General features: G+C 61.8%; 20 protein-coding genes. 9 read left to right on the forward strand and 11 right to left on the reverse strand.

Annotation, left to right across the window (positions count from 1 at the left end):
- Nucleotides 1-24 precede the first annotated feature (24 nt).
- From AB1J88_RS15280 to AB1J88_RS15310, 7 genes are all read right to left on the reverse strand, one after another.
- Nucleotides 25-1,035 carry a chemotaxis response regulator protein-glutamate methylesterase gene (locus tag AB1J88_RS15280; protein WP_041063258.1) on the reverse strand — a complete coding sequence of 337 codons (1,011 nt, stop codon included), beginning with the start codon at nucleotides 1,033-1,035 and terminating at the stop codon, nucleotides 25-27.
- Entirely contained in the window at nucleotides 1,032-3,329 is a 2,298-nt protein-coding gene (locus AB1J88_RS15285) for a hybrid sensor histidine kinase/response regulator (RefSeq protein WP_430291387.1), read from the reverse strand. The genes AB1J88_RS15280 and AB1J88_RS15285 overlap by 4 nt, the downstream gene beginning before the upstream one ends.
- Nucleotides 3,326-4,021, reverse strand: coding sequence for a chemotaxis protein CheW (locus tag AB1J88_RS15290; protein ID WP_174377138.1), 696 nt, complete (start codon nucleotides 4,019-4,021; stop codon nucleotides 3,326-3,328). Before AB1J88_RS15290 ends, AB1J88_RS15285 begins: the two co-directional genes overlap by 4 nt.
- Nucleotides 4,018-5,286 carry a CheR family methyltransferase gene (locus AB1J88_RS15295; protein WP_430291388.1) on the reverse strand — a complete coding sequence of 423 codons (1,269 nt, stop codon included), beginning with the start codon at nucleotides 5,284-5,286 and terminating at the stop codon, nucleotides 4,018-4,020. The genes AB1J88_RS15290 and AB1J88_RS15295 overlap by 4 nt, the downstream gene beginning before the upstream one ends.
- A complete protein-coding gene (locus tag AB1J88_RS15300; protein ID WP_041063245.1) occupies nucleotides 5,283-5,801 on the reverse strand; it encodes a chemotaxis protein CheW in 519 nt (172 codons plus the stop codon). Before AB1J88_RS15300 ends, AB1J88_RS15295 begins: the two co-directional genes overlap by 4 nt.
- On the reverse strand, nucleotides 5,801-7,423 hold the full coding sequence (locus tag AB1J88_RS15305; RefSeq protein ID WP_222016339.1) for a methyl-accepting chemotaxis protein: 1,623 nt from the start codon (nucleotides 7,421-7,423) through the stop codon (nucleotides 5,801-5,803). Before AB1J88_RS15305 ends, AB1J88_RS15300 begins: the two co-directional genes overlap by 1 nt.
- A 366-nt stretch (nucleotides 7,424-7,789) precedes the next feature.
- Nucleotides 7,790-8,512 (reverse strand): tellurite resistance TerB family protein, encoded by a 723-nt coding sequence (locus tag AB1J88_RS15310; RefSeq protein ID WP_430291389.1) that lies wholly within the window; start codon nucleotides 8,510-8,512, stop codon nucleotides 7,790-7,792.
- Nucleotides 8,513-8,688: 176 nt separating this feature from the next.
- Here AB1J88_RS15310 and AB1J88_RS15315 point away from each other — a divergent pair, with 176 nt between their 5' ends.
- The 8 genes from AB1J88_RS15315 (at nucleotide 8,689) to AB1J88_RS15350 (ending at nucleotide 18,647) form a co-directional block, all read left to right on the forward strand.
- Nucleotides 8,689-9,603 carry a LysR family transcriptional regulator gene (locus AB1J88_RS15315; protein ID WP_007954670.1) on the forward strand — a complete coding sequence of 305 codons (915 nt, stop codon included), beginning with the start codon at nucleotides 8,689-8,691 and terminating at the stop codon, nucleotides 9,601-9,603.
- Nucleotides 9,604-9,733: 130 nt separating this feature from the next.
- A complete protein-coding gene (locus AB1J88_RS15320; RefSeq protein ID WP_430291390.1) occupies nucleotides 9,734-11,191 on the forward strand; it encodes a gamma-aminobutyraldehyde dehydrogenase in 1,458 nt (485 codons plus the stop codon).
- An 83-nt stretch (nucleotides 11,192-11,274) separates the two neighbouring features.
- A complete protein-coding gene (gene ydcS / locus AB1J88_RS15325; protein ID WP_430291391.1) occupies nucleotides 11,275-12,426 on the forward strand; it encodes a putative ABC transporter substrate-binding protein YdcS in 1,152 nt (383 codons plus the stop codon).
- Nucleotides 12,427-12,572: 146 nt separating this feature from the next.
- Nucleotides 12,573-13,610 (forward strand): ABC transporter ATP-binding protein, encoded by a 1,038-nt coding sequence (locus tag AB1J88_RS15330; RefSeq protein WP_108181794.1) that lies wholly within the window; start codon nucleotides 12,573-12,575, stop codon nucleotides 13,608-13,610.
- A 1-nt stretch (nucleotide 13,611) separates the two neighbouring features.
- Nucleotides 13,612-14,547: an ABC transporter permease gene (locus AB1J88_RS15335; protein WP_041063224.1), complete on the forward strand. Its 936-nt coding sequence runs from the start codon at nucleotides 13,612-13,614 to the stop codon at nucleotides 14,545-14,547.
- Nucleotides 14,537-15,346 carry an ABC transporter permease gene (locus AB1J88_RS15340; protein ID WP_007967757.1) on the forward strand — a complete coding sequence of 270 codons (810 nt, stop codon included), beginning with the start codon at nucleotides 14,537-14,539 and terminating at the stop codon, nucleotides 15,344-15,346. The genes AB1J88_RS15335 and AB1J88_RS15340 overlap by 11 nt, the downstream gene beginning before the upstream one ends.
- A 166-nt stretch (nucleotides 15,347-15,512) precedes the next feature.
- Nucleotides 15,513-16,937: a gamma-aminobutyraldehyde dehydrogenase gene (locus AB1J88_RS15345; protein ID WP_430291392.1), complete on the forward strand. Its 1,425-nt coding sequence runs from the start codon at nucleotides 15,513-15,515 to the stop codon at nucleotides 16,935-16,937.
- 225 nt (nucleotides 16,938-17,162) lie between these two features.
- The gene (locus AB1J88_RS15350) at nucleotides 17,163-18,647 is read left to right on the forward strand and encodes an APC family permease (protein ID WP_430291393.1); all 1,485 of its coding nucleotides are present in this window, start codon (nucleotides 17,163-17,165) and stop codon (nucleotides 18,645-18,647) included.
- A 106-nt stretch (nucleotides 18,648-18,753) separates the two neighbouring features.
- On the opposite strand, the gene AB1J88_RS15355 is transcribed toward AB1J88_RS15350, so the two are convergent.
- Nucleotides 18,754-18,939, reverse strand: coding sequence for a hypothetical protein (locus AB1J88_RS15355; protein WP_041063212.1), 186 nt, complete (start codon nucleotides 18,937-18,939; stop codon nucleotides 18,754-18,756).
- A 394-nt stretch (nucleotides 18,940-19,333) separates the two neighbouring features.
- Between AB1J88_RS15355 and AB1J88_RS15360 the strand changes: the two genes are divergently transcribed.
- Nucleotides 19,334-20,962, forward strand: coding sequence for a glucan biosynthesis protein D (locus AB1J88_RS15360; RefSeq protein WP_108181791.1), 1,629 nt, complete (start codon nucleotides 19,334-19,336; stop codon nucleotides 20,960-20,962).
- 125 nt (nucleotides 20,963-21,087) lie between these two features.
- Here the strand turns inward: AB1J88_RS15360 and AB1J88_RS15365 are convergent, their stop codons facing one another.
- The 3 genes from AB1J88_RS15365 to recJ form a co-directional block, all read right to left on the reverse strand.
- Entirely contained in the window at nucleotides 21,088-21,621 is a 534-nt protein-coding gene (locus AB1J88_RS15365; RefSeq protein ID WP_430291395.1) for a GNAT family N-acetyltransferase, read from the reverse strand.
- Between the two features lie 83 nt (nucleotides 21,622-21,704).
- Nucleotides 21,705-22,811, reverse strand: a complete 1,107-nt coding sequence (locus AB1J88_RS15370) for an NADH:flavin oxidoreductase/NADH oxidase (RefSeq protein ID WP_134785512.1) — start codon at nucleotides 22,809-22,811, stop codon at nucleotides 21,705-21,707.
- 266 nt (nucleotides 22,812-23,077) lie between these two features.
- Complete coding sequence (gene recJ / locus AB1J88_RS15375; RefSeq protein ID WP_041063196.1) at nucleotides 23,078-24,787, reverse strand: single-stranded-DNA-specific exonuclease RecJ; 1,710 nt, start codon at nucleotides 24,785-24,787, stop codon at nucleotides 23,078-23,080.
- Nucleotides 24,788-24,800 lie beyond the last annotated feature (13 nt).

Raw genomic sequence — 24,800 nt, forward strand, 5'->3', positions numbered from 1 at the left:
GGCCAGGATTGCGGAAAACGCTGTTCATTTGGGGAAAACCTCCAGCAATCGTGGCGCTATCTTTTCCAGTGGACGGATTTCGACGGCTGCATCGATCGCCGCTGCGGCCTTGGGCATGCCGTACACCGCACTGCTTTGCTGATCCTGCGCGATGGTCAGGTATCCCTGCTGGCGCATGAGCTTAAGCCCTTGCGCCCCGTCGCGTCCCATTCCGGTCAATAAAACCCCGATGGCATCGCCGTTCCAATAGTTGGCGACACTTTCAAAGAAGACGTCGATCGAGGGTCGGTAGATCTCGTTGACCGGCTCGGCGGTGTAGGCCAGCGTGCCGTTTTTCAATAAGCGAATATGGTGATTGGTGCCAGCCAGCAGCACCGCGCCGGCCTGTGGTGGCTCGCCTTCGCGGGCCAGGCGCACGTCCAGGCCACTGGCGCTGGCCAGCCATTCGGCCATGCCCGCCGCGAACACCTGATCGACGTGCTGCACCAGCACAATGGCCGCCGAAAAATTGCGTGGCAGGCCCTTGAGCAATACTTCCAGCGCGGCCGGCCCGCCGGCAGAGGAGCCGATCGCCACCAACCGCTTGCACGACGCCGAACTGCGGTGCGGTGTCGGCACCGGACGCGAACGCGGGGTTTTCTCGCCGATCAGCCAGCCGATATTGAGGATCTTGCGCAGCAACGGCGCCGCCGCTTCCTGCGCGTTACCGGCCCCCAGGGCCGGGGTATCGACCACATCCAGCGCACCGTGGCCCATGGCCTCGAACACCCGATGCACGTTCTGCTGGCGGTCGACTGTGACGATGACGATCGCGCACGGGGTTTCAGCCATGATCCGTCGCGTGGCCTCGACACCGTCCATGACCGGCATGATCAGGTCCATCAGGATCAGATCCGGGGTGTTTTCGGCACACAGACGCACGGCCTCGGCGCCGTTGCCGGCCACCCAGACCACTTGATGCGCCGGCTCGAAGGCCAGCGCACGGCGCAAAGCCTCCACCGCCAGTGGCATGTCGTTGACGATTGCGATTTTCATGCCCGCGCTCCTCCAATGAGCTCAACCACTGCATCGAGCAGGGCGTCGTCATGAAAACTGGCCTTGGCTAAATAATAGTCGGCGCCCGCATCCAGTCCACGACGGCGGTCCTCTTCACGGTCCTTGTACGAGACCACCATCACCGGTAGCGATTGCAGACGGGTATCACGGCGCAGCAACGTAACCAGTTCGATGCCGTCCATGCGCGGCATGTCGATGTCGGTGATCAGCAAATCGAAGTCCTCCGAACGCAGCGCGTTCCAGCCGTCCATGCCATCCACCGCGACCGCCACGTCGTAGCCGCGATTGAGTAGCAGCTTGCGCTGCAGCTCGCGCACCGTGAGCGAATCGTCGACCACCAGAATCCGTTTGCGCGCCACTTCGGCGGCCTGGTTGCCGTGCCGCGCAATACGCTCCAGACGCCCGGTGTTGAGCAGCTTGTCCACCGAGCGCAACATGTCTTCGACATCGACGATCAGCACCACCGAGCCATCGTCAAGCAGCGCCCCGGCGGAGATGTCCTGCACCTTGCCCAGTCGTTCATCCAGCGGCAGCACCACCAGAGTGCGCTCGCCGACAAATCGTTCGACCGCCACGCCATAGACCGCATCGCGCTCGCGGATCACCACGACCTTGAGGGTTTCGTCGCTGCTCTGACTGGCCGGACGATTCAGCAACTGGCTGGCGGCGACCAACCCGACATGTCGGCCTTCGTGCCAGAAATGCTGGCGACCTTCGATCTGCACGATGTCCTGTGGCTCCAGGTCGCACATGCGCTCGATGTGCGCCAGCGGAAACGCATAGGCTTCCTCGCCGACCTCCACCACCAGACTGCGCACCACCGACAGGGTCAGTGGCACTTCCAGATGAAAGCGGCTGCCCTCGCCCGCCGTCTGCTCCAGCACCACTGCACCGCGCAGTTGCCGAACCATGTGCTGCACCGCGTCGAGGCCGACGCCACGCCCCGACACTTCGGTGACGGTGTCGCGCAGGCTGAAACCCGGCAGGAACAGGAACGTCAGCAACTCTTCTTCGCTCAACTGCGCGGCAGTTTCTGCCGGTGACAATTGGCGTTCGACGATACTGCGGCGGACCTTTTCCAGGTCGACACCATTGCCGTCGTCACTCAGTTCGAGCACCAGCAAACCGGCCTGATGCGAAGCACGCAGGCGGATCAGGCCCTCTTCTGTCTTGCCCTTGAGCAAGCGTTGTTCCGGAGTTTCGATGCCGTGGTCGACCGCGTTGCGCAGCAGATGAGTCAGCGGCGCTTCGAGTTTTTCCAGTACGTCGCGGTCGACCTGCGTCTTCTCGCCTTCGATTTCCAGCCGCACCTGTTTGCCAAGGCTGCGCCCCAGATCCCGAACCATGCGCACCTGACCGGTGAGCACGTCGGCAAACGGGCGCATGCGGCAGGCCAGCGCGGTGTCGTAGAGCACTTGTGCGCGCTGGCTGGCCTGCCAGGCGAATTCGTCGAGCTCGGCGTTCTTTTCCGCGAGCAATTGCTGAGACTCGGCCAGCAAGCGCCGCGCATCTTCAAGGGCTTCCTGGGCTTCGAGGCTCAGCGCCTGTTCCTTGAGATGAACATTGAGGCTTTCCAGCGCCCGCAGACCATTGTTCTGCATGCGCCTGAGGCGCTGCATGGTCGCCAGATGCGGCTTGAGGCGCTGGGTTTCGACCAGTGACTTACTCGACAGGTCGAGCAGGCTGTTCAGACGCTCGGCAGTGACCCGCAGCACGCGCTCGCCACCTTCGGTGGTGCGTTTGTTCTTGCGCGGCGCCGGGGCGGAGGTTTCCAGCGCTGTATCAACCGCCGGCATGGGCGCTGGCGGTGGCGTTTCAATCGGCGCAGACGGTGCCTGCATCTGCAATTCGGCCATGGGCGGCGACGCCACGGCGGGCGGTGTCGAAGGGTCGAGCAGGCGGCCCATCAACGCCACATACGCCTCAATGTCCGGCGCTTGCGGGGCATTGGCCGGTGTGGCGATGCGCATCAACAGATCGGTGCCCTGCAACAACGCATCGATGTGTTCGGGGCGCAGCAACAGCCGCTTTTCCTGAGCGCTGACCAGACAATCTTCCATCACGTGGGCGACGCTGACACCGTTGTCGATGCCGACGATCCGCGCCGCGCCCTTGAGCGAGTGCGCCGCACGCATGCACGATTCCAGATAGTCGGCCTGGGTCGGATTACGCTCCAGCGCCAGCAGCCCACTGCTCAGCACCTGGGTCTGGGCCTCGGCTTCGAGGCTGAACAGTTCCAGCAGCGAGGCGTCGCGCATTTGCTCGGGGGTCATGTGAGGCTCCGGGTCACGGCGGACAGCAACTGTTCTTCATCCAGCCAACGCAAGCTGCGTCCGCGGAATTGCAGGACGCCCCGAGTGTATTTGGCGCTGGCCGTACTGCTGTGTTCAGCACCGGCACGCGACGCAGCGTCGAGAATGCGTTCGTCGATGGCGTGGATGCCGTCGACCTCATCCACTGGCACCACCACCGGCCCACCGTGGGCGGCGATGATCAACATACGCGGCATGATCCGCGCGCCCGTGGCTGGTGCGGCGTTGCCGTCCAGGTCGAGCAACTCGACCAGCGACAGGCAGGCCACCAGCGCGCCGCGCACGTTCGCCACGCCGAGCAGGGCCCGCGAGCGCTGGTGCGGCAACGAGTGAATTGCCTGCAGCGGAGCGACTTCCACCAGACTGCGGGTGGCCAGGCCCAGCCACTCTTCGCCCAGGCGGAACATAAGCAGCGAACGGGTTTTCACATCGCTTTCGACCGCCACGGCGACCGGGTCGCGCTCATCCTGCTGCAACGCATAGCGGTCGAGCAGACGCGTGGCGGCAGCGGAATACACCGCGCAGTTTCGGCAGTGAATATGCTCGGTCAGCAACGGGCAGGACTTGTCGCCGTGAATGCCGATGCGGTTCCAGCAGTCATCGATGGCCCGCGCGTCTTCGTGGGTGACGTTCAAGGTGTCGGACGGGATCATCGTTTACGCTCACTGTCGGCGGTGCGGCCGCTGCGGGCGGCGCGTTCCTGCAATCGTCTGGCACCGGCGCTGTCGCCCTGGGCCTGCAGCAACGCAGCCAGGTGCATCAAGGCTTCGGGGTGTTGCGACTCAAGGTACAAGGCCTTGCGGTAATGGCTCTGGGCTTCGAGGGTGGCGCCGGCCACGTCACTGAGCAGGCCGAGCCAGTAAAACACCTGCGCCACCGGTTCGTGACTGCGCAGGTACTGCTCGCACGCCGCACGGGCCTCGGCGCTTTTGCCTTCGTTGGCCAGCGCAGCGATGTTGGCGAGCAAGGTCGCCGCGTCCGGGTTGACGCTTTTGCTGCTGACGGGCAACGGTGCAACGTTGGCAAACGGACGCGGGCGCACGGGTGGCGGCGGCGTGCGCAGCGGTTGGCGCACGGGCAATGGTGGTGGAGTCGGCAGCGACAGCGGTTGCGGTACCGGATCGTTTTGTCGACTGAAGGCAAACGACTGCGGGATGCCAATCGAGCGCATGCCCAGACGCCCGAGCAGACTGCCCTCGGCCGGGCCGATGAACAGCACGCCATCCACGTGAGTCAGACGCTTGAGCACTTCGAACACCTGCTTCTGGGTCGGCTGATCGAAATAGATCAACAGGTTGCGGCAGAACACGAAATCGAACGGCGGCTCACCCGCCAGCAGCGCCGGATCCAGCACATTGCCGGCCTGCAGGCGCACCTGTTCGCGCACGGCGTCGCTGACTCGATGGCCGTCCTGTTCGGCGGTGAAATGACGCTCGCGAAAGTCCAGCTCCTGACCCCGAAACGAGTTCTTGCCGTACAGCCCGCGCCGCGCCTTGTCCACCGACAGCGGGCTGACATCCATGCCATCGACCTTGAACTGATGGGGCTTGAGCCCGGCATCGAGCAAGGCCATGGCAATCGAATAGGGTTCCTCGCCGGTCGAACACGGCAGGCTGAGGATGCGCAGCGCGCGCATGTTGTTCAATTCGTCCAGACGCTTGCGCGCCAGCTTGCCGAGGGTGGCGAAGGATTCCGGGTAACGGAAAAACCAGGTTTCGGGGACGATCACCGCCTCGATCAACGCCTGCTGTTCGTCCCGCGAACCTTGCAACAGTTGCCAGTATTCATCGCTGTGCGCCGCTTGCGAGAGCGTGGTGCGTTGGCGCACCGCGCGCTCGATGATCGCCGGTCCGACCGACGTGACATCCAGACCGATGCGTTCCTTGAGGAAATCGAAAAAACGCTGATCGCTGCTCATGACTGCGCCTCATGCGGCGCGGGAAAGAGCAGGCTGCGCACGGCGTCATCCAGCAAATCGTTGACCCGCACCCACTGCACCAGGCCCTGGGCATCTTCGCGCACCGGGCCGAGGTACGGCGCCTGACGATTGTCCAGACCATACGGCTGAAAATCCTCGGGATTGCAGCGCAGGGTATCGGTCGCCTGTTCGAGTATCAGTCCGAGCCAGCGTGACGGCTGCCGTTCATCCGGGCGGTAATGCACCAGCACCAGCCGGGTGCTGGTACGCGCCTCGGCCGGTTGGCCGAAGGTCAGCGCACTGAGGTCGATGGCCGGCACCACCGCACCGCGATAGGCGAACACCCCGGCGACCCAGTTCGGCGCTTGGGCAATCGGCTTCAACGGCAGGCGCGGCAACACTTCCGCCACCTCGGTGGCGCGCAAGGCGTAACGCTCGCTGCCGATGCGAAACAGCAGGAACAACGCCTGCTTCGCCACCGGCGCAGCGCTGCGTTTGGCGGTGATTTCGCTCATCAGACTTTGAATCGCGAAACGCCACTGCGCAGCCCGACGGCCACCTGGCTCAGTTCGTCGATGGCGAAACTGGCCTGACGCAGCGACTCGACGGTCTGGCTGCTGGCGTCGCCCAACTGCACCAGCGCATGGTTGATCTGTTCGGCACCGGTGGCCTGGGCCTGCATGCCTTCGTTGACCATCAACACCCGCGGCGCCAGCGCCTGCACCTGATGGATGATCTGCGACAGTTGCTCGCCGACCTGCTGCACTTCGGCCATGCCCCGGCGCACTTCTTCGGAGAACTTGTCCATGCCCATCACGCCAGCAGACACCGCCGACTGGATCTCGCGGACCATCTGCTCAATGTCGTAAGTGGCGACGGCGGTCTGATCCGCCAGACGCCGTACTTCGGTGGCGACCACGGCAAAACCACGGCCGTACTCACCGGCCTTCTCGGCCTCGATGGCGGCGTTGAGCGACAGCAGGTTGGTCTGGTCGGCGACCTTGACGATGGTTACCACCACCTGATTGATGTTGCCGGCCTTCTCGTTGAGGATCGCCAGTTTGGCGTTGACCAGGTCAGCCGCGCCCATCACCGAGTGCATGGTGTCTTCCATGCGCGCCAGGCCTTGCTGGCCGGAACCGGCGAGCACCGAGGCCTGATCGGCGGCGGTGGACACTTCGGTCATGGTGCGCACCAGATCCCGCGAGGTGGCGGCGATTTCACGTGAGGTCGCGCCGATTTCGGTGGTGGTGGCCGCGGTTTCGGTGGCGGTGGCCTGTTGCTGCTTCGACGTGGCGGCAATTTCGGTCACCGAAGTGGTCACCTGCACCGAGGAACGTTGGGCCTGGGACACCAGCGAAGTCAGCTCGGTCATCATGTCGTTGAAGCCGGTTTCCACTGCACCGAACTCGTCCTTGCGATCCAGATTAAGACGGCTGCTCAGATCGCCGGTGCGCATGATTTCGAGGATCTTCACGATGCGGTTCATCGGCGCCATGATCGCGCGCATCAGCAACAGACCGCAGGCCCCGGCTGCGAGCACGGCCACCAGCAGCGAGACGAACATGCTGACCTTGGCCGCCGCCACGGCTTCGTCGATGTTGGCCATGGCCTGATCGGCGACCCGTTTGTTCTCGCCGATGATGTCGTTGAGTTTCATGCGACCGGTGTACCAGGCCGGGGTCAGCTTCTCGGTGAACAGCTTGACCGCGTCGGCTTCCAGGTTGCGCTTGTGCAAGTCGAGCACCTGATCCTGGATCTGCATGTAGGTGTCGTGATCCTTCTCGAACGCAGCGAACTCGACCCGGTCTTCGTCGGTGGTGACAGTGCTGCGGTAGTTGGCCATCTGCTCTTGCAGGCGCGTCTCGAACGCCTTGTAGTCCGCCGCATCTTCACTGCTGATACCCTGCCCTTCCTTGAGGCCGAGCAGTTCCTGGGTCTGCAGATAACTGTCGACCCACGCGCCGCGGATCATCGAGCTGTAATAGACGCCGGGAACGGCGTCATCACGCACGCTGCTTTCACTGGCTTCGATTTTCAGCAGGCGGGAATACGAAACGACGACCATCAGCAACATGATGGCGATAATCACCGCAAAGCTCGCCAAAATGCGTTGGCGCAACGTCCAGTTCTTCACAGTGATTCCTCGTGCCTAAGTCGAAATGCGGGGAGTATAGCCGAGGGCGGTGTCTCATTTATAAGACGCTTTTTAACCCTCGGGCCGACCCGACGTGGTTGGCGGGAAGGCTCTGGGGTGGGACTGTCCGACAATCGGGGGCTGACGTGCCAGTGATGGAACGGCAAAAAGGGGCGATGGATCGGCCATTGCTGTGGATGCGCGGCTGAAAACGCAATCGTGAGCAGGCTCGCGCCTACTAATTTCGGCGTCCAGTCCAAAACCCTGTAGGAGCTGCGGCACGCTGCGATCTTTTGATTTTTAAAGCCAACATCAAAAGATCGCAGCGTGCCGCAGCTCCTACATAAGTACCGTGTTCAGGCAGTTCTATAGCGATACCTGGCGCATCTGATTCTCCAGTTCTACCTTCAACCCCGGCTCCAGCTTCAGTTGCTTGGCCAGTTCCTCCAGATACGCCTTTTCCATAAAGCTCTCCTCATCCACCAGCATCACGCTGGCGATGTACATTTCCGCCGCCATCTCCGGCGTACTCGCGGCGCGGGCGACGTCGCTTGGGTCGAGGGGTTTGTTGAGTTCGGCGTGCAGCCAGTGTTGCAGTTCCTGATCGTTGTCGAGTTTGGTGAATTCGCCTTCGATCAATTGGCGCTCGCGATCATCGATATGGCCATCAGCCTTTGCGGCGGCGACCAGTGCTTTGAGAATGGCCTGGCTGTGTTGCTCGGCCTGCGCCGGTGGCAAGCGGTCGAGGGTTTGCGGTTCGGTTTGCGGTGCGGTGCCTTTCTGGGCGTTGTAGTTGCCGTAGGCTTTGTAGGCCAGCACGCCAAGCGCTGCGAGCCCGCCGTAAATCGCAACTTTGCCGCCGACCTTGCGCACTTTCTTGTTACCCAGCAGCAAGCCCATCGCGCCCGCCGCCAATGCGCCGCCGCCAGCACCTGACAGCAGACCGCCGAGGCCACTGCCACCAGAAGACCCACCAAGCAAACCGCCCAGGCCGCCAGCCGCCGGTTTGTTCTGCGCGCCACCGGCCTTGTTCTGCAACAGATCCTGGCCGGACTTGAGCAGTTGATCGAGCAATCCACGGGTGTTCATGTTCGCCTCCAAAACAGGGGTTATCCGGATCTATCAGGCCCTCAGCCTAGTTCGAAAGTGCCCTGGGCCTGCCCGCAAGTGTGCTTCCAGATGTTGCTCAACAGGCGCAGGCCCTTCGTGAAAATCGATATACACTCAGGCCAATCGATAAAAACCGCCCACCGGGTACCCTTCTCATGATGACCCTGCGTCAGATCCGTCACTTCATCGCGGTGGCCGAGACCGGCTCGATCTCCGCCGCCGCGCAAACCGCGTTCATATCCCAGTCGACCCTGACGCTGGCGATCCAGCAACTGGAAGAGGAAATCGGCGTCAGCCTGTTCAACCGTCACGCCAAGGGCATGACCTTGACTCATCAGGGTCATCAATTCCTGCGCCAGGCGCATCTGATTCTGGCAACGGTGGATAACGCCAAGCGCAGCCTGCAACAAAGCACCGACCAAGTGGCCGGGCAGTTGATTGTCGGCGTGACCAGTCTGGTGGCCGGTTATTACCTCGCCGATTTGCTCACCCGTTTTCAGCGCGCCTATCCCAATGTCGAGATCCGGGTGATGGAGGACGAGCGGCCGTACATCGAACATTTGCTGGTCAGCGGCGAGATCGATGTCGGCGTGCTGATCCTGTCCAACCTCGAAGACCGCCACGCCTTGCAAACCGAAGTGCTGACTCACTCGCCGCACCGTCTGTGGCTGCCGGCCCAGCATCCGCTGCTGGAGCACGACAGCATCAATCTCGCCGATGTTGCCCGCGAACCGCTGATTCAACTGAACGTCGACGAGATGGATCGCAATGCCCAGCGCCTGTGGCGCGGCGCCGGGCTGCAACCGAAGATCACCCTGCGCACGGCATCCACCGAAGCCGTGCGAAGCCTTGTCGCAGCCGGCCTGGGCGTGTCGATCCAGCCGGACATGACTTACCGCCCGTGGTCACTGGAGGGCGACATCATCGAAGCACGGCCGATTGCCGACCTCAACCAGACCCTCGACGTCGGTCTGGCCTGGCGCCGTGGGACCGCGCGCCCCGCTCTGGTCGATCCATTCCTGACCGTGGCCCGCGAGCAGCCGCACGGCGGACGCAAGCCATCTATTTAATCGAATGCCACCTTCAGTATTTAGAATTTGTCGACCTCGGAGCCGCACACTAGTCTTGCTGCATCTATAAGACGGTCGGTTCCCCGGTACGGGAGCCCCAATGACCACACAAGAAAAGAGATCGCGGAAAATGGCTGGCGTGCAGACCCCGATGTGTACCGCGTTGCTGATCGACGGCGAACTCGTTGCCGGGCAGGGTTTTGTCGAGCCGATCCTCAACCCGGCTACCGGTGAAACTCTCACGCACATCGCCGAGGCCAGCACCGAGCAGGTCGAAACCGCGATTCTCGCCGCCCACCGCGCCTTTGCCGAATGGTCGCGCACCACGCCGCAGCAACGCTCCAACCTGCTGCTGGACATCGCCAACGCCGTCGAAAAACACGCCGATTACCTCGCCCGCCTCGAAGCGCTGAACTGCGGCAAGCCGCTGCACTTGGCGCGGCAGGACGATCTGAGCGCCACCGTCGATGTGTTCCGTTTCTTCGCTGGCGCCGTGCGCTGCCAGACCGGCCAGCTCAGTGGCGAATACCTGCCGGGCTACACCAGCATGGTGCGCCGCGATCCGATCGGCGTGGTCGCCTCGATTGCGCCGTGGAACTACCCGATCATGATGGCGGCGTGGAAAATCGCCCCGGCCCTCGCCGCCGGCAATACGCTGGTGTTCAAACCCTCGGAACACACACCATTGTCGATCCTCGCGCTGGCGCCAGCGCTGGCCGAGATCCTGCCGCGCGGGGTGATCAACATCATCTGCGGTGGCGGTGAAGGCGTCGGCAGCCATCTGGTCGGACATGCCAGGGTGCGCATGGTCTCGCTGACCGGCGATATCGTCACCGGGCAGAAGATTCTCCAGGCTGCAGCGAAAACCCTAAAACGCACACACCTGGAACTCGGCGGCAAAGCCCCAGTGATCGTCTGCAACGACGCGGATATTCAAGCCGTGGTCGACGGCGTGCGCACCTATGGTTACTACAACGCCGGTCAGGACTGCACCGCCGCGTGCCGCATCTACGCGCAGGCCGGGATTCACGACAAACTGGTTGCCGAACTGGGTGCGGCAGTCAGCAGCCTGCGCTTCGCCGGCAAGCGCGATGCCGACAACGAGATCGGCCCGTTGATCAGCACCCGCCAGCGCGACCGCGTCGCCAGTTTCGTCGAACGCGCCCTCGGCCAGCCGCACATCGAGCGGGTGACCGGCGCGGCGGTGCATTCCGGCGCCGGGTTCTTTTACCAGCCGACGCTGCTGGCCGGTTGCAAACAAACGGATGAAATCGTTCAGCGCGAAGTGTTTGGCCCGGTGGTGACCGTGACCCGCTTCGACGAACTCGCACAAGCCGTGGACTGGGCCAACGACTCCGAATACGGCCTCGCCTCGTCGGTGTGGACGCAGAATCTGGACAAGGCAATGCAGGTCGCCGCCCGCTTGCAGTACGGCTGCACCTGGATCAACAGCCATTTCATGCTGGTCAGCGAAATGCCCCACGGCGGACTGAAACGCTCCGGATACGGCAAAGACTTGTCCAGTGATTCGCTGCAGGACTACAGCGTGGTGCGGCACATCATGGCCCGCCACGGCCAGCATCTCTGACTACGCTAATAACAAGCCATCAACGGCATGCTTCACCGCGTTCACAACTGCCCCGACCATAATTTAAAGAAGAGGGTTCAACCATGTTCGTGCACAAGACCGCACTGCTCAGTGTAATCACCACGGCCCTGCTGGCCAGCGCCAGCCTGCAAGCCGCCGAGCCGCTGAAGGCCGTCGGCGCCGGCGAGGGTCAGCTGGATATCGTGGCCTGGCCCGGTTACATCGAACGTGGCGAGAGTGACAAGGCTTACGACTGGGTCACCGGTTTCGAAAAAGAAACCGGCTGCAAGGTCAATGTGAAGACTGCCGCCACCTCCGACGAGATGGTCAGCCTGATGGCCAAGGGTGGTTACGATCTGGTCACCGCTTCGGGCGATGCCTCGTTGCGCCTGATCGTCGGCAAGCGCGTGCAGCCGATCAACACCGCGTTGATCCCGAACTGGAACACCCTCGATCCACGCCTGAAAGATGCGCCGTGGTACGTGGTCAACAAGCAGACCTACGGCACCCCGTATCAGTGGGGCCCGAACGTGCTGATGTACAACACCAACGTGTTCAAGACGCCGCCGACCAGCTGGAATGTGCTGTTCGACGCGCAGAACTTCCCCGACGGCAAGCCGAACAAGGGTCGCGTGCAGGCCTATGACGGGCCGATCTACATCGCCGATGCGGCGCTGTACCTGAAAACCGCCAAGCCTGAGCTGGGGATCAAGGATCCGTATCAATTGACCGAGGCACAGTACAAAGCGGTGCTCGATCTGTTGCGTGCGCAGCAACCTTTGATCCACCGCTACTGGCACGACACCACGGTACAAATGAGTGACTTCAAGAACGAAGGCGTGGTGGCGTCGAGTGCCTGGCCGTATCAGGTCAACGGCCTGATCAATGAGAAACAGCCGATTGCCTCGACCATCCCGAAAGAAGGCGCCACCGGTTGGGCCGACACCACCATGCTGCACGCCGAAGCCAAGCACCCTAATTGCGCTTACAAGTGGATGGACTGGTCGCTGCAGCCGAAAGTCCAGGGTGACGTGGCGGCGTGGTTTGGTTCGTTGCCAGCCGTGCCGGCGGCGTGCAAGGAGAGCGAATTGCTCGGCGCCGAGGGTTGCAAGACCAATGGTTTTGACCAGTTCGACAAGATCGCCTTCTGGAAAACCCCGCAGGCTGAAGGTGGCAAATTCGTGCCGTACAGTCGCTGGACTCAGGATTACATCGCGATCATGGGCGGCAGGTAAGCCCTTTCAAGATCAAAAGATCGCAGCCTGCGGCAGCTCCTACATCAATGGACACCGCTTTCCTGTAGGAGCTGCCGCAGGCTGCGATCTTTTCGACGCAACACCTGATCACTTTTTGAAAGCCTGCTTTACCGGAGCACCGCACCATGACGCTTGCAGTCCAGTTCACCAACGTTTCCCGGCAGTTTGGCGAGGTGAAGGCCGTTGACCGGGTTTCCATCGATATTCAGGACGGCGAGTTCTTTTCCATGCTCGGCCCATCCGGCTCGGGCAAAACCACCTGCCTGCGCCTGATCGCCGGGTTCGAACAACCGAGCGCCGGCTCGATCCGCATCCACGGCGCTGAAGCGGCCGGTCTGCCGCCATATCAACGTGATGTAAACACCGTCTTCCAGGACTACGCGCTGTTCCCGCACATGAACGTGCTGGACAACGTCGCCTACGGCTTGAAGGTCAAAGGCGTGAGTAAAACCGAGCGCCACAAGCGCGCCGAAGAGGCGTTGGACATGGTCGCGCTCGGTGGTTATGGCGCGCGCAAACCGGTGCAGTTGTCCGGCGGTCAGCGCCAGCGTGTCGCCCTCGCCCGCGCCTTGGTCAATCGCCCACGGGTGCTGCTGCTCGATGAACCGCTCGGCGCCCTCGATCTGAAATTGCGCGAGCAGATGCAGAGCGAACTGAAGAAGCTGCAACGCCAGCTCGGCATTACCTTCATCTTCGTGACCCATGACCAGACCGAAGCGCTGTCGATGTCCGACCGCGTGGCGGTGTTCAACAAGGGCCGCATCGAACAGGTCGATACCCCGCGCAATCTGTACATGAAACCGACCACCACCTTCGTCGCCGAATTCGTCGGCACTTCCAACGTGATTCGCGGCGATCTGGCGCGCCAGCTCAGCGGCCATCCGCAGCCGTTTTCGATTCGCCCCGAGCACGTGCGTTTCGCCGAAGGGCCGCTCGCCAGCCATGAAATCGAAGTCAGCGGCGTGCTGCATGACATCCAGTATCAGGGCAGCGCCACGCGCTATGAACTGACCCTGGAAAACGGCCAGACCCTGAGCATCAGCCACGCCAACAATCAGTGGATCGACAGCAGCGCGCAGCACCAGACCGGCCAGCGCCTGCACGCACGCTGGGCGCGGGAAGCGATGATCCCACTGCACGACACTGTCTCGAGCGGGGTGTGAGATGAGCACGCTCGCAATGACTCAAGCACCGCCGTTGCGCCGATTTTCCAACCTGCTCTACCGCAAGCCGAATCTGTATCTGTCGCTGCTGCTGGTACCACCGTTGCTGTGGTTTGGCGCGATCTACCTCGGCTCGCTGCTGGTGCTGTTGTGGCAAGGTTTCTACACCTTCGACGACTTCACCATGGCGGTCACCCCTGACCTGACCCTGGCCAATTTTGCCGCGCTGTTCCAGCCGTCGAACTTCGACATCATCCTGCGCACGCTGAGCATGGCCATCGTCGTGTCGATCGCCAGCGCCATCGTCGCGTTCCCGATTGCCTATTACATGGCGCGCTACACCACGGGCAAGACCAAGGCGTTTTTCTACATCGCGGTGATGCTGCCGATGTGGGCCAGTTACATCGTCAAGGCCTATGCGTGGACGTTGCTGCTGGCCAAGGGCGGTGTGGCGCAGTGGTTCGTGCAGCATCTGGGACTGGAGCCGGTCCTGCAGTTCATTCTGGGGATTCCCGGCGTCGGCGGCAGCACCTTGTCGACCTCGCATCTGGGGCGCTTCATGGTCTTTGTCTATATCTGGTTGCCGTTCATGATCCTTCCGATTCAGGCCTCGCTGGAGCGTCTGCCGCCGTCGCTGCTGCAGGCGTCTGCCGACCTCGGCGCCAAGCCGCGCCAGACCTTCATGCAGGTGATTCTGCCGCTGTCGGTGCCGGGTATTGCTGCCGGTTCGATCTTCACTTTTTCCCTGACCCTGGGCGACTTCATCGTGCCGCAACTGGTCGGCCCGCCGGGCTACTTCGTTGGCAGCATGGTGTATGCGCAGCAAGGCGCGATCGGCAACATGCCGATGGCGGCGGCGTTCACGCTGGTGCCGATTGTGTTGATCGCGGTTTACCTGTCCATCGTTAAACGTCTGGGGGCCTTCGATGCACTCTGAAAAGGCTTCATTGGGTTTGCGCATCGCAGCCTGGGGCGGGTTGGTGTTTCTGCACTTCCCGATCCTGATCATCTTTCTTTACGCCTTCAACACCGAGGAAGCCGCGTTCAGCTTTCCGCCGAAGGGCTTCACACTGCACTGGTTCAGTGTGGCGTTTTCGCGGCCGGATGTGCTGGAGGCGATCAAGCTCTCACTGCAGATTGCCGCCATCGCCACGCTGATTGCGATGGTGCTCGGCACATTGGCTTCAGCCGCGCTGTATCGCCGGGACTTCTTCGGCAAGCAGGGCATTTCGCTGATGCTGATTTTGCCGATTGCGCTGCCGGGGATCATCACCGGGATCGCGCTGCTGGCGACGTTCAAGACGCTGGGGATCGAGCCGGGGATGTTCACCATCATCGTTGGTCACGCGACGTTCTGCGTGGTGATCGTCTACAACAACGTCATCGCCCGCCTGCGCCGCACCTCGCACAGCCTGATCGAGGCCTCGATGGATCTCGGTGCCGACGGCTGGCAGACCTTTCGCTACATCATCCTGCCGAACCTCGGCTCGGCGCTGTTGGCCGGCGGCATGCTCGCCTTTGCGCTGTCGTTCGACGAAATCATCGTCACCACCTTCACCGCCGGGCATGAGCGCACGTTGCCGTTGTGGCTGCTCAACCAGCTCAGCCGCCCACGGGATGTGCCGGTGACCAACGTCGTCGCGATGCTGGTGATGATGGTGACCATGCTGCCGATCCTAGGCGCGTATTACCTGACCCGGGGTGGCGAGAGTGTCGCCGGTAGCGGCGGCAAATAATTGAATAACCACTGAACAAACCGAATCCCTTTAGGAGCTGCCGAAGGCTGCGATCTTTTGATGTTGCTTTGAAAATCAAGATCAAGATCAAAAGATCGCAGCCTTCGGCAGCTCCTACATGGTTCGGTTTCGACAGAACAATAAAAGTGTTAGCGAGGACAATGAAATGCAAACCAGACTCTTGATCAACGGCCACCTGGTCAACGGCGAAGGCCCGGCGCAACCGGTGCTCAACCCGGCGCTCGGCAGCGTACTGGTGGAAATCAATGAAGCCTCCGAGGCCCAGGTCGATGCCGCCGTGCGCGCCGCCGATAACGCGTTCGCCGAGTGGTCGCAAACCACACCGAAAGACCGTTCGCTGCTGCTGCTCAAACTCGCCGACGCCATTGAAGCCCATGGCGAGGAACTGGCTAAACTCGAATCCGACAACTGCGGCAAGCCCTACAGCGCCGCGCTGAATGACGAGATTCCGGCGATTGCCGACGTGTTCCGTTTCTTCGCCGGCGCCAGCCGTTGCATGAGCGGTTCGGCCGGTGGTGAATACCTGCCTGGCCACACCTCAATGATTCGCCGCGACCCGGTGGGCGTGATCGCCTCGATTGCGCCGTGGAACTACCCGCTGATGATGGTCGCCTGGAAAATCGCCCCGGCCCTCGCTGCCGGTAATACCGTGGTGCTCAAGCCGTCGGAACAAACCCCGCTGACCGCGTTGCGTCTGGCCGAACTGGCGTCGGAAATCTTCCCGGCCGGTGTACTCAATCTGGTATTCGGTCGCGGTCCTACCGTCGGCAGCCCGTTGGTCACGCATCCTAAAGTGCGCATGGTCTCGCTGACTGGCTCCATCGCCACTGGCTCGAACATCATTTCCAGCACCGCCGACAGCGTCAAACGCATGCACATGGAACTGGGCGGCAAGGCGCCGGTGATCATCTTCGATGACGCCGACATCGATGCTGCGGTGGAAGGTATTCGCACCTTTGGATTCTACAATGCCGGGCAGGACTGCACCGCCGCGTGCCGGATCTATGCGCAGCAGGGCATTTACGAAAAATTCGTCGAGAAGCTCGGCGCGGCGGTCAGCAGCATCAAGTATGGCTTGCAGGATGATCCGTCGACTGAGCTTGGGCCGTTGATCACTGCGCAACATCGCGACCGCGTCGCTGGTTTTGTCGAACGTGCCGTGGCGCAGCCACACATTCGCTTGATCACCGGCGGCAAGGCTGTGGAAGGCAACGGCTTCTTCTTCGAACCGACGGTGCTGGCGGATGCACAGCAGGATGACGAAATCGTGCGCCGCGAAGTGTTCGGGCCAGTGGTGTCGGTGACCAAGTTCACCGATGAAGCGCAGGCGCTGGGGTGGGCCAACGATTCGGAGTACGGCCTCGCCTCCTCTGTGTGGACGGCGGATGTAGGACGCGCGCATCGCCTGTCCGCGCGATTGCAGTACGGCTGCACCTGGGTCAACACGCACTTCATGCTCGTCAGCGAAATGCCCCACGGCGGTCAGAAACTGTCCGGCTACGGCAAGGACATGTCCATGTACGGGCTGGAGGACTACACCACGGTTCGGCATGTGATGTTCAAGCATTAACAGCAAAAAGATCGCAGCCTGCGGCAGCTCCTACAGGATGGACGCCGTGCCCCTGTAGGAGCTGCCGCAGGCTGCGATCTTTTTCCGCGACACACGGATGATGTCGGCGATTCACCACCAGGCTTCACCGAAACCAAAACAATAACTACCGACCCGGGCGGCGCCCACAAAGCCCCGCCACGGTTTCGGCCATCCGAAATCTGCCGATTTCCCGGAGCAAAACACATGAGTGCCTCACCCGAACTCTCGGCCGCCGTTGCCGACAGCGATGCCGAACAACTGCGCAAACTGGGCTACACCTCGAACTTCAACCGCAGCATGAGCCTGTGGGAAAACTTCGCGCTGGGCTTCACTTATCTGTCACCGGTCGTAGGGGTTTATACCCTGTTCGGCCTGTGCCTCGCCGCCGGCGGGCCACCGATGTTCTGGGCTTACTTGCTGGTCGGTTGCGGCCAGTTGCTGGTGTGCCTGATCTTCGGCGAAGTGGTCTCGCAGTTCCCGATTTCCGGCGGCGTCTATCCATGGGCGCGGCGCCTGGTTGGCAAAAAATGGGCATGGATGGTCGGCTGGATCTACTCCATCGCCCTGTGCGTGACCATCGCGGCGGTGGCCGTCGGTGCCGGCCCGTATCTGGCGGCGATGCTCGGGTTTGAGCCGAGCAACAACACCAATATCGTCATCGCGCTGGTGCTGACCCTGTTCGCCACGCTGGTCAATCTGAGCGGCACCCAAGTGCTGGCGCGGATCGCCATGTTCGGCTTCCTCTGCGAGCTGGTCGGCGCGGTGATCGTCGGCGTCTACCTGCTGGTCTTCGAACGTCATCAGCCGCTGAGCGTGCTGTTCAACACCTTCGACATCAGCGTTGACGGCTCGTACCTGCCGGCGTTCCTCACCGCCTCGCTGGCGGGGATGTTCCTTTACTACGGTTTCGAAGCCTGCGGCGACGTCGCCGAGGAAACCCCGAACCCCAGCGCAAAAATTCCGGTGGCCATGCGCATGACCATCTACATCGGCGGCATCGCGGCGATGTTCGCCTGCCTGGCGTTGATCCTCGCCGTGCCGGACATGCAAGCGGTGATCAACGGCACTGACAAAGACCCGGTCACCACCATCCTCAATAACGCCTTCGGCCCGATCGGCTCGAAAGTGGTGATGGGCGTGGTGATGATTTCCTTCATCTCCTGCGTCATCAGCCTGCAGGCAGCAGCCAGCCGTCTGCTGTACTCCTACGCTCGCGATGAAATGGTGATCGGCAGCCGACTGCTGAAAAAGATTTCTCCTACAACCCAAGTACCGGTTGCCGCGCTGTTCGTGTCCGGCGTCCTGCCCGCCCTGATCATCGCCCTCGGTTTCTTCCTGCAGGACGCCGTGGCCACCATCGTCAGCTTCGCCGCCATCGGCATCTACCTCGCGTTCCAGATGATCGTGCTGGCCGCTTTGTATGCGCGGATGAAAGGCTGGAAACCCAGCGGCAAATTCACCCTCGGCGCCTGGGGCTGGCCGGTAAACATCGGCGCGCTGGTGTACGGCGTCGGCGCAATCATCAACATGGCCTGGCCTCGCACACCGGATGCGGCGTGGTATGTGAACTATGCGATGGTGTTGAGCACGGCGATCGTGATTGGACTGGGGCTGGTTTATATGTGGATCGGCAAGCCGTATGACCATGGGAAGGCGCCGGCTGGGGATGCGTGGAAGGTGAATCGCTAAGACGAGTTCCCCGGAATCAAATTTTGATTCCGGGGCCTCCTCGAAGCGCCGTCATCAATTGTCTAGCCCTGAAACAGGTGTAAGCCTGTTTCAGGGCTAGACACACTCAAAACCGCGAAACACTGCGCATCGCATCCACCAGATAGCGCATCGCAATCCGGTCACTCTCCGACAACTCGCGATAACGCTCCACCAGCTTCAGCTCTTCAGAACTCAATCGACGCCTTCTGCGTCCGCTGCTCAGGCAGGGAAAGATGCCGAGCATTTCGGCGATGCCTTGTATTTTTGCCATGGACGATGTCCTTCTCTGATACGTCGAAGAATTGCTTGATCACCACATCGCCCTGCCCCTTTACAGCAGCGCCTGTGCCCTGCCGGTCGTACCGGCCATGCCCATAGAATAGAAATTTAATCGGCGCTGAAAAGCGGTTTTTAGAGTAATTAGTCGAAAAAAGCAGATATGCCCTGTAAATCAGTAAGTGCCGTAGGACGTTTAACCGACATGTCTTGTTTCATTGACACGCTGTCATCGTGTATCAACGAATTTTGCTCGGCGAGCGAACCGTTTAAGCTAGCCGGCATCTGTTTATAGTCCGTTGCGTTTGGCCGAAGGCTTGTCCGAACCGTAATTTCTGATCCAGCACGTGCCAGGAACGGCGCGGGATTGCTCACGACAGGTTGTATTTATGCACCGCAGGAATTTGCTCAAAGCGTCGATGGCCATTGCGGCTTACACCGGTCTCTCGGCTTCCGGCCTGCTGGCCGCCCGTGCCTGGGCCGCCAATGGTGGCGCCGCTGATGGCGAAGCGCAGGCCTTCGATTTCGAAGCGCTCAAGCGTCAGGCCAAGCAACTGGCCGGTTCGGCCTATCAGGACACTAAACAGGTGCTGCCGCCGACCCTGGCGACCATGACCCCGCAGAATTTCAACGCGATCCGCTACGACGGCGAACATTCGCTGTGGAAGGAAAACAAGGGTCAGCTGGACGTGCAGTTCTTCCACGTCGGCATGGGTTTCCGCCAGCCAGTGCGCATGTACAGCGTCGATCCGAAGACTCGCACCGCGCGCGAAGTGCATTTCCGCCCGACACTATTCAATTACGAGAACACCTCGGTCGATACCCAGCAGCTCAAGGGCGACCTGGGCTTTGCCGGCTTCAAGCTGTTCAAGGCGCCGGAGCTGGATCGTCACGACGTGGTGTCGTTCCTCGGCGCCAGCTACTTCCGTGCGGTGGATGCCACTGGCCAATATGGCCTCTCGGCCCGTGGCCTGGCCGTCGACACCTACGCGAAAAAGCGCGAAGAGTTCCCTGACTTCACCAAGTTCTGGTTCGAGACTCCGGAGCAGAACGCCACGCGTTTTGTGGTCTATGCCCTGCTCGACTCGCCGAGTGCGACTGGCGCCTATCGCTTCGACATCGATTGCCAGGCCGAGCGCGTGGTGATGGAGATCGACGCCCACATCAACGCGCGTACCGCCATCGAACAACTGGGCATCGCGCCGATGACCAGCATGTTCAGCTGCGGCACCCACGAACGCCGCATGTGCGACACCATCCACCCGCAAATCCACGACTCGGATCGCCTGGCGATGTGGCGTGGCAACGGTGAGTGGATCTGCCGCCCGCTGAACAACCCGGCGACCCTGCAGTTCAACGCGTTCGCCGACACCGATCCGAAAGGCTTCGGTCTGGTACAGACTGACCACGAATTCGCCAACTATCAGGACACTGTCGACTGGTACAGCAAGCGCCCGAGCCTGTGGGTCGAGCCTACAACCGCGTGGGGCGAAGGCTCGATCGATCTGCTGGAAATTCCGACCACCGGCGAAACCCTCGATAACATCGTCGCGTTCTGGACCCCGAAGAAGCCGGTGGCCGCCGGCGACTCGCTGAATTACGGCTACAAGCTCTACTGGAGCGCTCTGCCGCCAGTTGGCACACCGCTGGCGCGGGTGCATGCGACCCGCTCGGGCATGGGGGGCTTCGTCGAAGGCTGGGCACCGGGCGAGCACTATCCGCCGGTCTGGGCACGGCGCTTTGCCGTGGACTTCACCGGTGGCGGCCTGGATCGCCTGCCGCAGGGCACCGGGATCGAACCGGTGGTCACCTGCTCCAACGGCAAGGTGCAGGACTTCAGCGTACTGGTGCTCGATGACATCAAGGGTTACCGGATCCTGTTCGACTGGTACCCGACCAGCGACAGCGTCGACCCGGTGGAACTGCGCCTGTTCATCCGCACCAATGACCGCACGCTGAGCGAGACCTGGTTGTACCAGTACTTCCCGCCGGCGCCGGACAAGCGCAAATATCCTTGAAGGTTGTCTAGCGTCTGATCGGGCCTCATCGCTGGCAAGCCAGCTCCCACAAGTTCGGTGCCGTACACAAATTGCGTGATCGACACCGACCACTGTGGGAGCTGGCTTGCCAGCGATGGCGTCCGTCAGGTCAGCGGCAAATACAAATGGATATCGCAGGGTTCCAGAGCGAATAACTCCGGATCCGCCTGATCAACCAACCGGCAACCCTGTCTCTGATAAAACTCCACAGTGTTGCGCGATTCAGTCGCTGAAACATACAACGCCTCGGCACCAAACCGTCGCCCCTGCTTACAAGCCAGCGCAAACAACTTCGCCCCCAGCCCTTGCCCGCGGTAATCACGGCTGATGTGCAGAAACTTCAGCTGACGCATGCTCAGCCCCTGGTTGTGTATAACCCGGTTATCCACAACCACCGCCGCGACCAGTGCCAGCCCATCGAAAACCCCGTACAACCAGCCACCGCGCCGCAAGCACTTCTCCAGCGCCAGCGCGTTTTCCTCAGCTTCGCCTTCCGGCCAGCCACGCATGTCGAAATGTACCGGGTACAGAATCAGCTCACCGTTTTCCAGCCGATAACATTCCTCCACCAGCTCACTGCGGTCGATCTGCGCCAGCAGCGGCAAGTCGTGTTCGGTCAGTTCTCGCTCGATCAACATGCTCGACTTCCTTGGCAAATGGCAGGCAAGAAAAAACCCGCCGGTTCAATGGCGGGTTTTATAGACGTTGCGCCGGTTTGAAATCAATCGCGCAGATCGGATTCGTGAATCGGCTGATCACGATGGGTCGCGCGCTGATACTGCGCCGGCCATACCGCTTTGCGCCCACCCAGATCATCGTCGGCATGCAGCGGCCAGTAAGGGTCACGCAGCAGCTCGCGAGCGAGGAAGATGATGTCGGCCTGACAGGTGCGCAAAATGTGCTCGGCCTGCGCCGGCTCGGTAATCATGCCGACGGTGCCGGTGGCGATGCCGGACTCCTTGCGTACCCGTTCGGCGAAGCGCGTCTGATAACCCGGCCCCACCGGAATCTCGGCGTTGGCGGCGGTTCCACCGGAAGAGACGTCGATCAGATCCGCTCCCAGTGCCTTGAGGCGGCGCGCCAGCTCCACGGTTTCATCCGGGTTCCAGCCGTCTTCCACCCAGTCGGTGGCCGACACCCGGACAAACACCGGCAACTCTTGTGGCCAGACCTCGCGCACGGCCTCGGTGACTTGCAACACCAGCCGAATACGATTTTCGAACGAACCACCATATTGATCGCGGCGCTGATTGCTCAATGGCGACAGAAACTGATGCAGCAGATAACCGTGGGCGGCATGCACTTCGACCACGCTGAAACCTGCGGTCAACGCACGTTTGGCCGCAGCAACGAAGGCCTGGATCACTTCGGCGATCTGCCCTTCATCCAGCTGTTTCGGTTGCGTGTGCTGCGGGTCGAAGGCAATCGGTGACGGGCCGACTGGGGTCCAGCCGCCATCCTCCGGCTTGACGCTACCGTGTTTGCCGATCCATGGCCGATGGGTGCTGGCCTTGCGCCCGGCATGGGCCAGCTGAATGCCGGCGACGGCGCCTTGAGCGGTAATGAAACGGGTGATGCGTTGCAGCGGTTCGATCTGTTCGTCGTTCCACAAACCGAGGTCTTCGGCGGTGATCCGCCCGTCGGCGGTGACCGCCGTGGCCTCGGTAAAAATCAGGCCGGCACCGCCTACCGCGCGACTGCCCAAGTGCACCAGATGCCAGTCGTTGGCCAGACCGTCGACGCTGGAATACTGGCACATCGGCGAGACGGCGATGCGGTTGGGCAGGGTCAGTTGGCGAAGGGTAAAGGGTTCGAGCAGCAGACTCATGGGGCACCTCTCAAATCAGTGGGCAGGCTCCAGGGTTCTGTTTGAAAAGTCGACGAGTGACAAAAAAGGCGCAGCACCCGCCCCCGCGGGCAAAAAATTCGACAAGACGTCACAAGGCCAATCAAGCAGTGCTTAGAGCCTAGTCGACAACCGGGGATGAGGGAGGGTTCAGAGTGATTCAGTGGTGAAAGGGTGCTTTCGCGAGCAGGCTCGCTCCCACAAAGACAACACCGTGCCTGTGTGAGCGAGCCTGCTCGCGAATGGGGTCAGCGTGGTTCGATGTGGGCAATCATCAATTGCACCGACTCGTTGCCCCGAAACTCGTTAACGTCGAGCTTATAAGCCAGCTCGACCCACTGAATAGTCGGGTTCGGCCACACATCGCGGTCAATGCCGAACGCGATGCCATCCAGCTTCACCGACCCGCACTCGCTTTTCAGCACTACTTTCAGATGGCGCTCGCCGACCACGCGCTGCTCGACCAACTGGAACACACCATGGAACAGCGGCTCCGGGAAATGCTGGCCCCAAGGCCCGGCATGGCGCAATGCGCGAGCCAGTTCCAGATGGAACTCCTCGACCGCCAACGTACCGTCCGAGAGCATCCGCCCGGTCAGGTCTTCTTCGCGGAGTTGCCGACGCACTTCGGCATCGAAAGCCTCGGCGAACAGCGCAAAATTCTCCTGCGGCAAGGTCAGGCCCGCCGCCATCGCGTGACCACCGTATTTGGCAATCAGGTTCGGATGCTGCGCGGCCACCACGCTCAGCGCGTCACGAATGTGGAAGCCTTGCACCGAACGTCCAGAGCCCTTGAGCAGCCCGTCGCCAGCATCGGCGAAGGCAATGGTCGGGCGGAAATAACGCTCTTTCATCCGCGAGGCGAGAATGCCGATCACGCCCTGATGCCACTCGGGATCGAACAGGCACAGGCCGAACGGCATTGATTCCACCGGCAAATCCTTGAGCTGGGCCAGCGCCTCGCGCTGCATACCCTGCTCGATGGATTTGCGGTCCTGGTTCATGCCGTCCAGTTGCGCGGCCATTTCCCGCGCCAGATTGGCGTCGGCAGTGAGCAGGCATTCGATCCCGAGGCTCATGTCATCCAGGCGCCCCGCCGCATTCAAGCGCGGTCCGACGATGAAACCCAGGTCGGTTGAGGTAATGCGCGCCGCGTCACGCTTGGCCACTTCGAGAATCGCCTTGATCCCCGGCCGTGCGCGCCCGGCGCGAATCCGCTCAAGGCCTTGATGCACCAGAATCCGGTTGTTGGCGTCCAGCGGCACCACGTCGGCGACGCTGCCCAGCGCCACCAGATCCAGCAGTTCACCGATGTTCGGCTGCGGCTTGCTCTCGTACCAGCCGAGGCTGCGCAGGCGCGCGCGCAAGGCCATCAGCACGTAGAAAATCACCCCGACCCCGGCCAGCGCCTTGCTCGGAAACTCGCAGCCTGGCTGATTCGGGTTGACCAGTGCATCGGCCAGCGGCAGTTCATCGCCGGGCAAGTGGTGGTCGGTGATCAACACCTTGAGTCCCGCGCGCCTGGCGGCAGCCACGCCCTCGACGCTGGAGATGCCGTTGTCGACAGTGATCAACAACTGCGGCTCACGGGTCAGCGCGACTTCGACGATTTCCGGGGTCAGGCCATAGCCGTATTCGAAGCGGTTCGGCACCAGATAATCGACATGCGCCGCGCCCAGCAGACGCAAGCCGAGCACGCCGACCGTACTGGCCGTCGCCCCGTCCGCATCGAAGTCACCGACGATCAGAATCCGCTGACGCTGCTCCAGCGCCGTCACCAGCAGATCCACCGCCGCCTCGATGCCCTTGAGCTGCTGGAACGGAATCAGCCGCGCCAGACTTTTATCCAGCTCGGCCTCGGATTGAACGCCACGCGCCGCGTACAAACGGGTCAGCAAAGGTGGCAGATCACCGAGAAACGGCAGCGTGGCAGGCAACGGTCGAGGATCAATACGCATGGGGTAACGGAAA

Source organism: Pseudomonas sp. S8 (assembly GCF_050473925.1).
Classification (GTDB): domain Bacteria; phylum Pseudomonadota; class Gammaproteobacteria; order Pseudomonadales; family Pseudomonadaceae; genus Aquipseudomonas; species Aquipseudomonas parakoreensis.

Coding starts and splice junctions, on each gene's coding strand:
- AB1J88_RS15280 (WP_041063258.1), bottom strand. CDS start 1,035: ATGAAAATCGCAATCGTCAACGACATGCCACTGGCGGTGGAGGCTTTG.
- AB1J88_RS15285 (WP_430291387.1), bottom strand. CDS start 3,329: ATGACCCCCGAGCAAATGCGCGACGCCTCGCTGCTGGAACTGTTCAGC.
- AB1J88_RS15290 (WP_174377138.1), bottom strand. CDS start 4,021: ATGATCCCGTCCGACACCTTGAACGTCACCCACGAAGACGCGCGGGCC.
- AB1J88_RS15295 (WP_430291388.1), bottom strand. CDS start 5,286: ATGAGCAGCGATCAGCGTTTTTTCGATTTCCTCAAGGAACGCATCGGT.
- AB1J88_RS15300 (WP_041063245.1), bottom strand. CDS start 5,801: ATGAGCGAAATCACCGCCAAACGCAGCGCTGCGCCGGTGGCGAAGCAG.
- AB1J88_RS15310 (WP_430291389.1), bottom strand. CDS start 8,512: ATGAACACCCGTGGATTGCTCGATCAACTGCTCAAGTCCGGCCAGGAT.
- AB1J88_RS15315 (WP_007954670.1), top strand. CDS start 8,689: ATGATGACCCTGCGTCAGATCCGTCACTTCATCGCGGTGGCCGAGACC.
- AB1J88_RS15320 (WP_430291390.1), top strand. CDS start 9,734: ATGGCTGGCGTGCAGACCCCGATGTGTACCGCGTTGCTGATCGACGGC.
- ydcS (WP_430291391.1), top strand. CDS start 11,275: ATGTTCGTGCACAAGACCGCACTGCTCAGTGTAATCACCACGGCCCTG.
- AB1J88_RS15330 (WP_108181794.1), top strand. CDS start 12,573: ATGACGCTTGCAGTCCAGTTCACCAACGTTTCCCGGCAGTTTGGCGAG.
- AB1J88_RS15335 (WP_041063224.1), top strand. CDS start 13,612: ATGAGCACGCTCGCAATGACTCAAGCACCGCCGTTGCGCCGATTTTCC.
- AB1J88_RS15340 (WP_007967757.1), top strand. CDS start 14,537: ATGCACTCTGAAAAGGCTTCATTGGGTTTGCGCATCGCAGCCTGGGGC.
- AB1J88_RS15345 (WP_430291392.1), top strand. CDS start 15,513: ATGCAAACCAGACTCTTGATCAACGGCCACCTGGTCAACGGCGAAGGC.
- AB1J88_RS15350 (WP_430291393.1), top strand. CDS start 17,163: ATGAGTGCCTCACCCGAACTCTCGGCCGCCGTTGCCGACAGCGATGCC.
- AB1J88_RS15355 (WP_041063212.1), bottom strand. CDS start 18,939: ATGGCAAAAATACAAGGCATCGCCGAAATGCTCGGCATCTTTCCCTGC.
- AB1J88_RS15360 (WP_108181791.1), top strand. CDS start 19,334: ATGCACCGCAGGAATTTGCTCAAAGCGTCGATGGCCATTGCGGCTTAC.
- AB1J88_RS15365 (WP_430291395.1), bottom strand. CDS start 21,621: ATGTTGATCGAGCGAGAACTGACCGAACACGACTTGCCGCTGCTGGCG.
- AB1J88_RS15370 (WP_134785512.1), bottom strand. CDS start 22,811: ATGAGTCTGCTGCTCGAACCCTTTACCCTTCGCCAACTGACCCTGCCC.
- recJ (WP_041063196.1), bottom strand. CDS start 24,787: ATGCGTATTGATCCTCGACCGTTGCCTGCCACGCTGCCGTTTCTCGGT.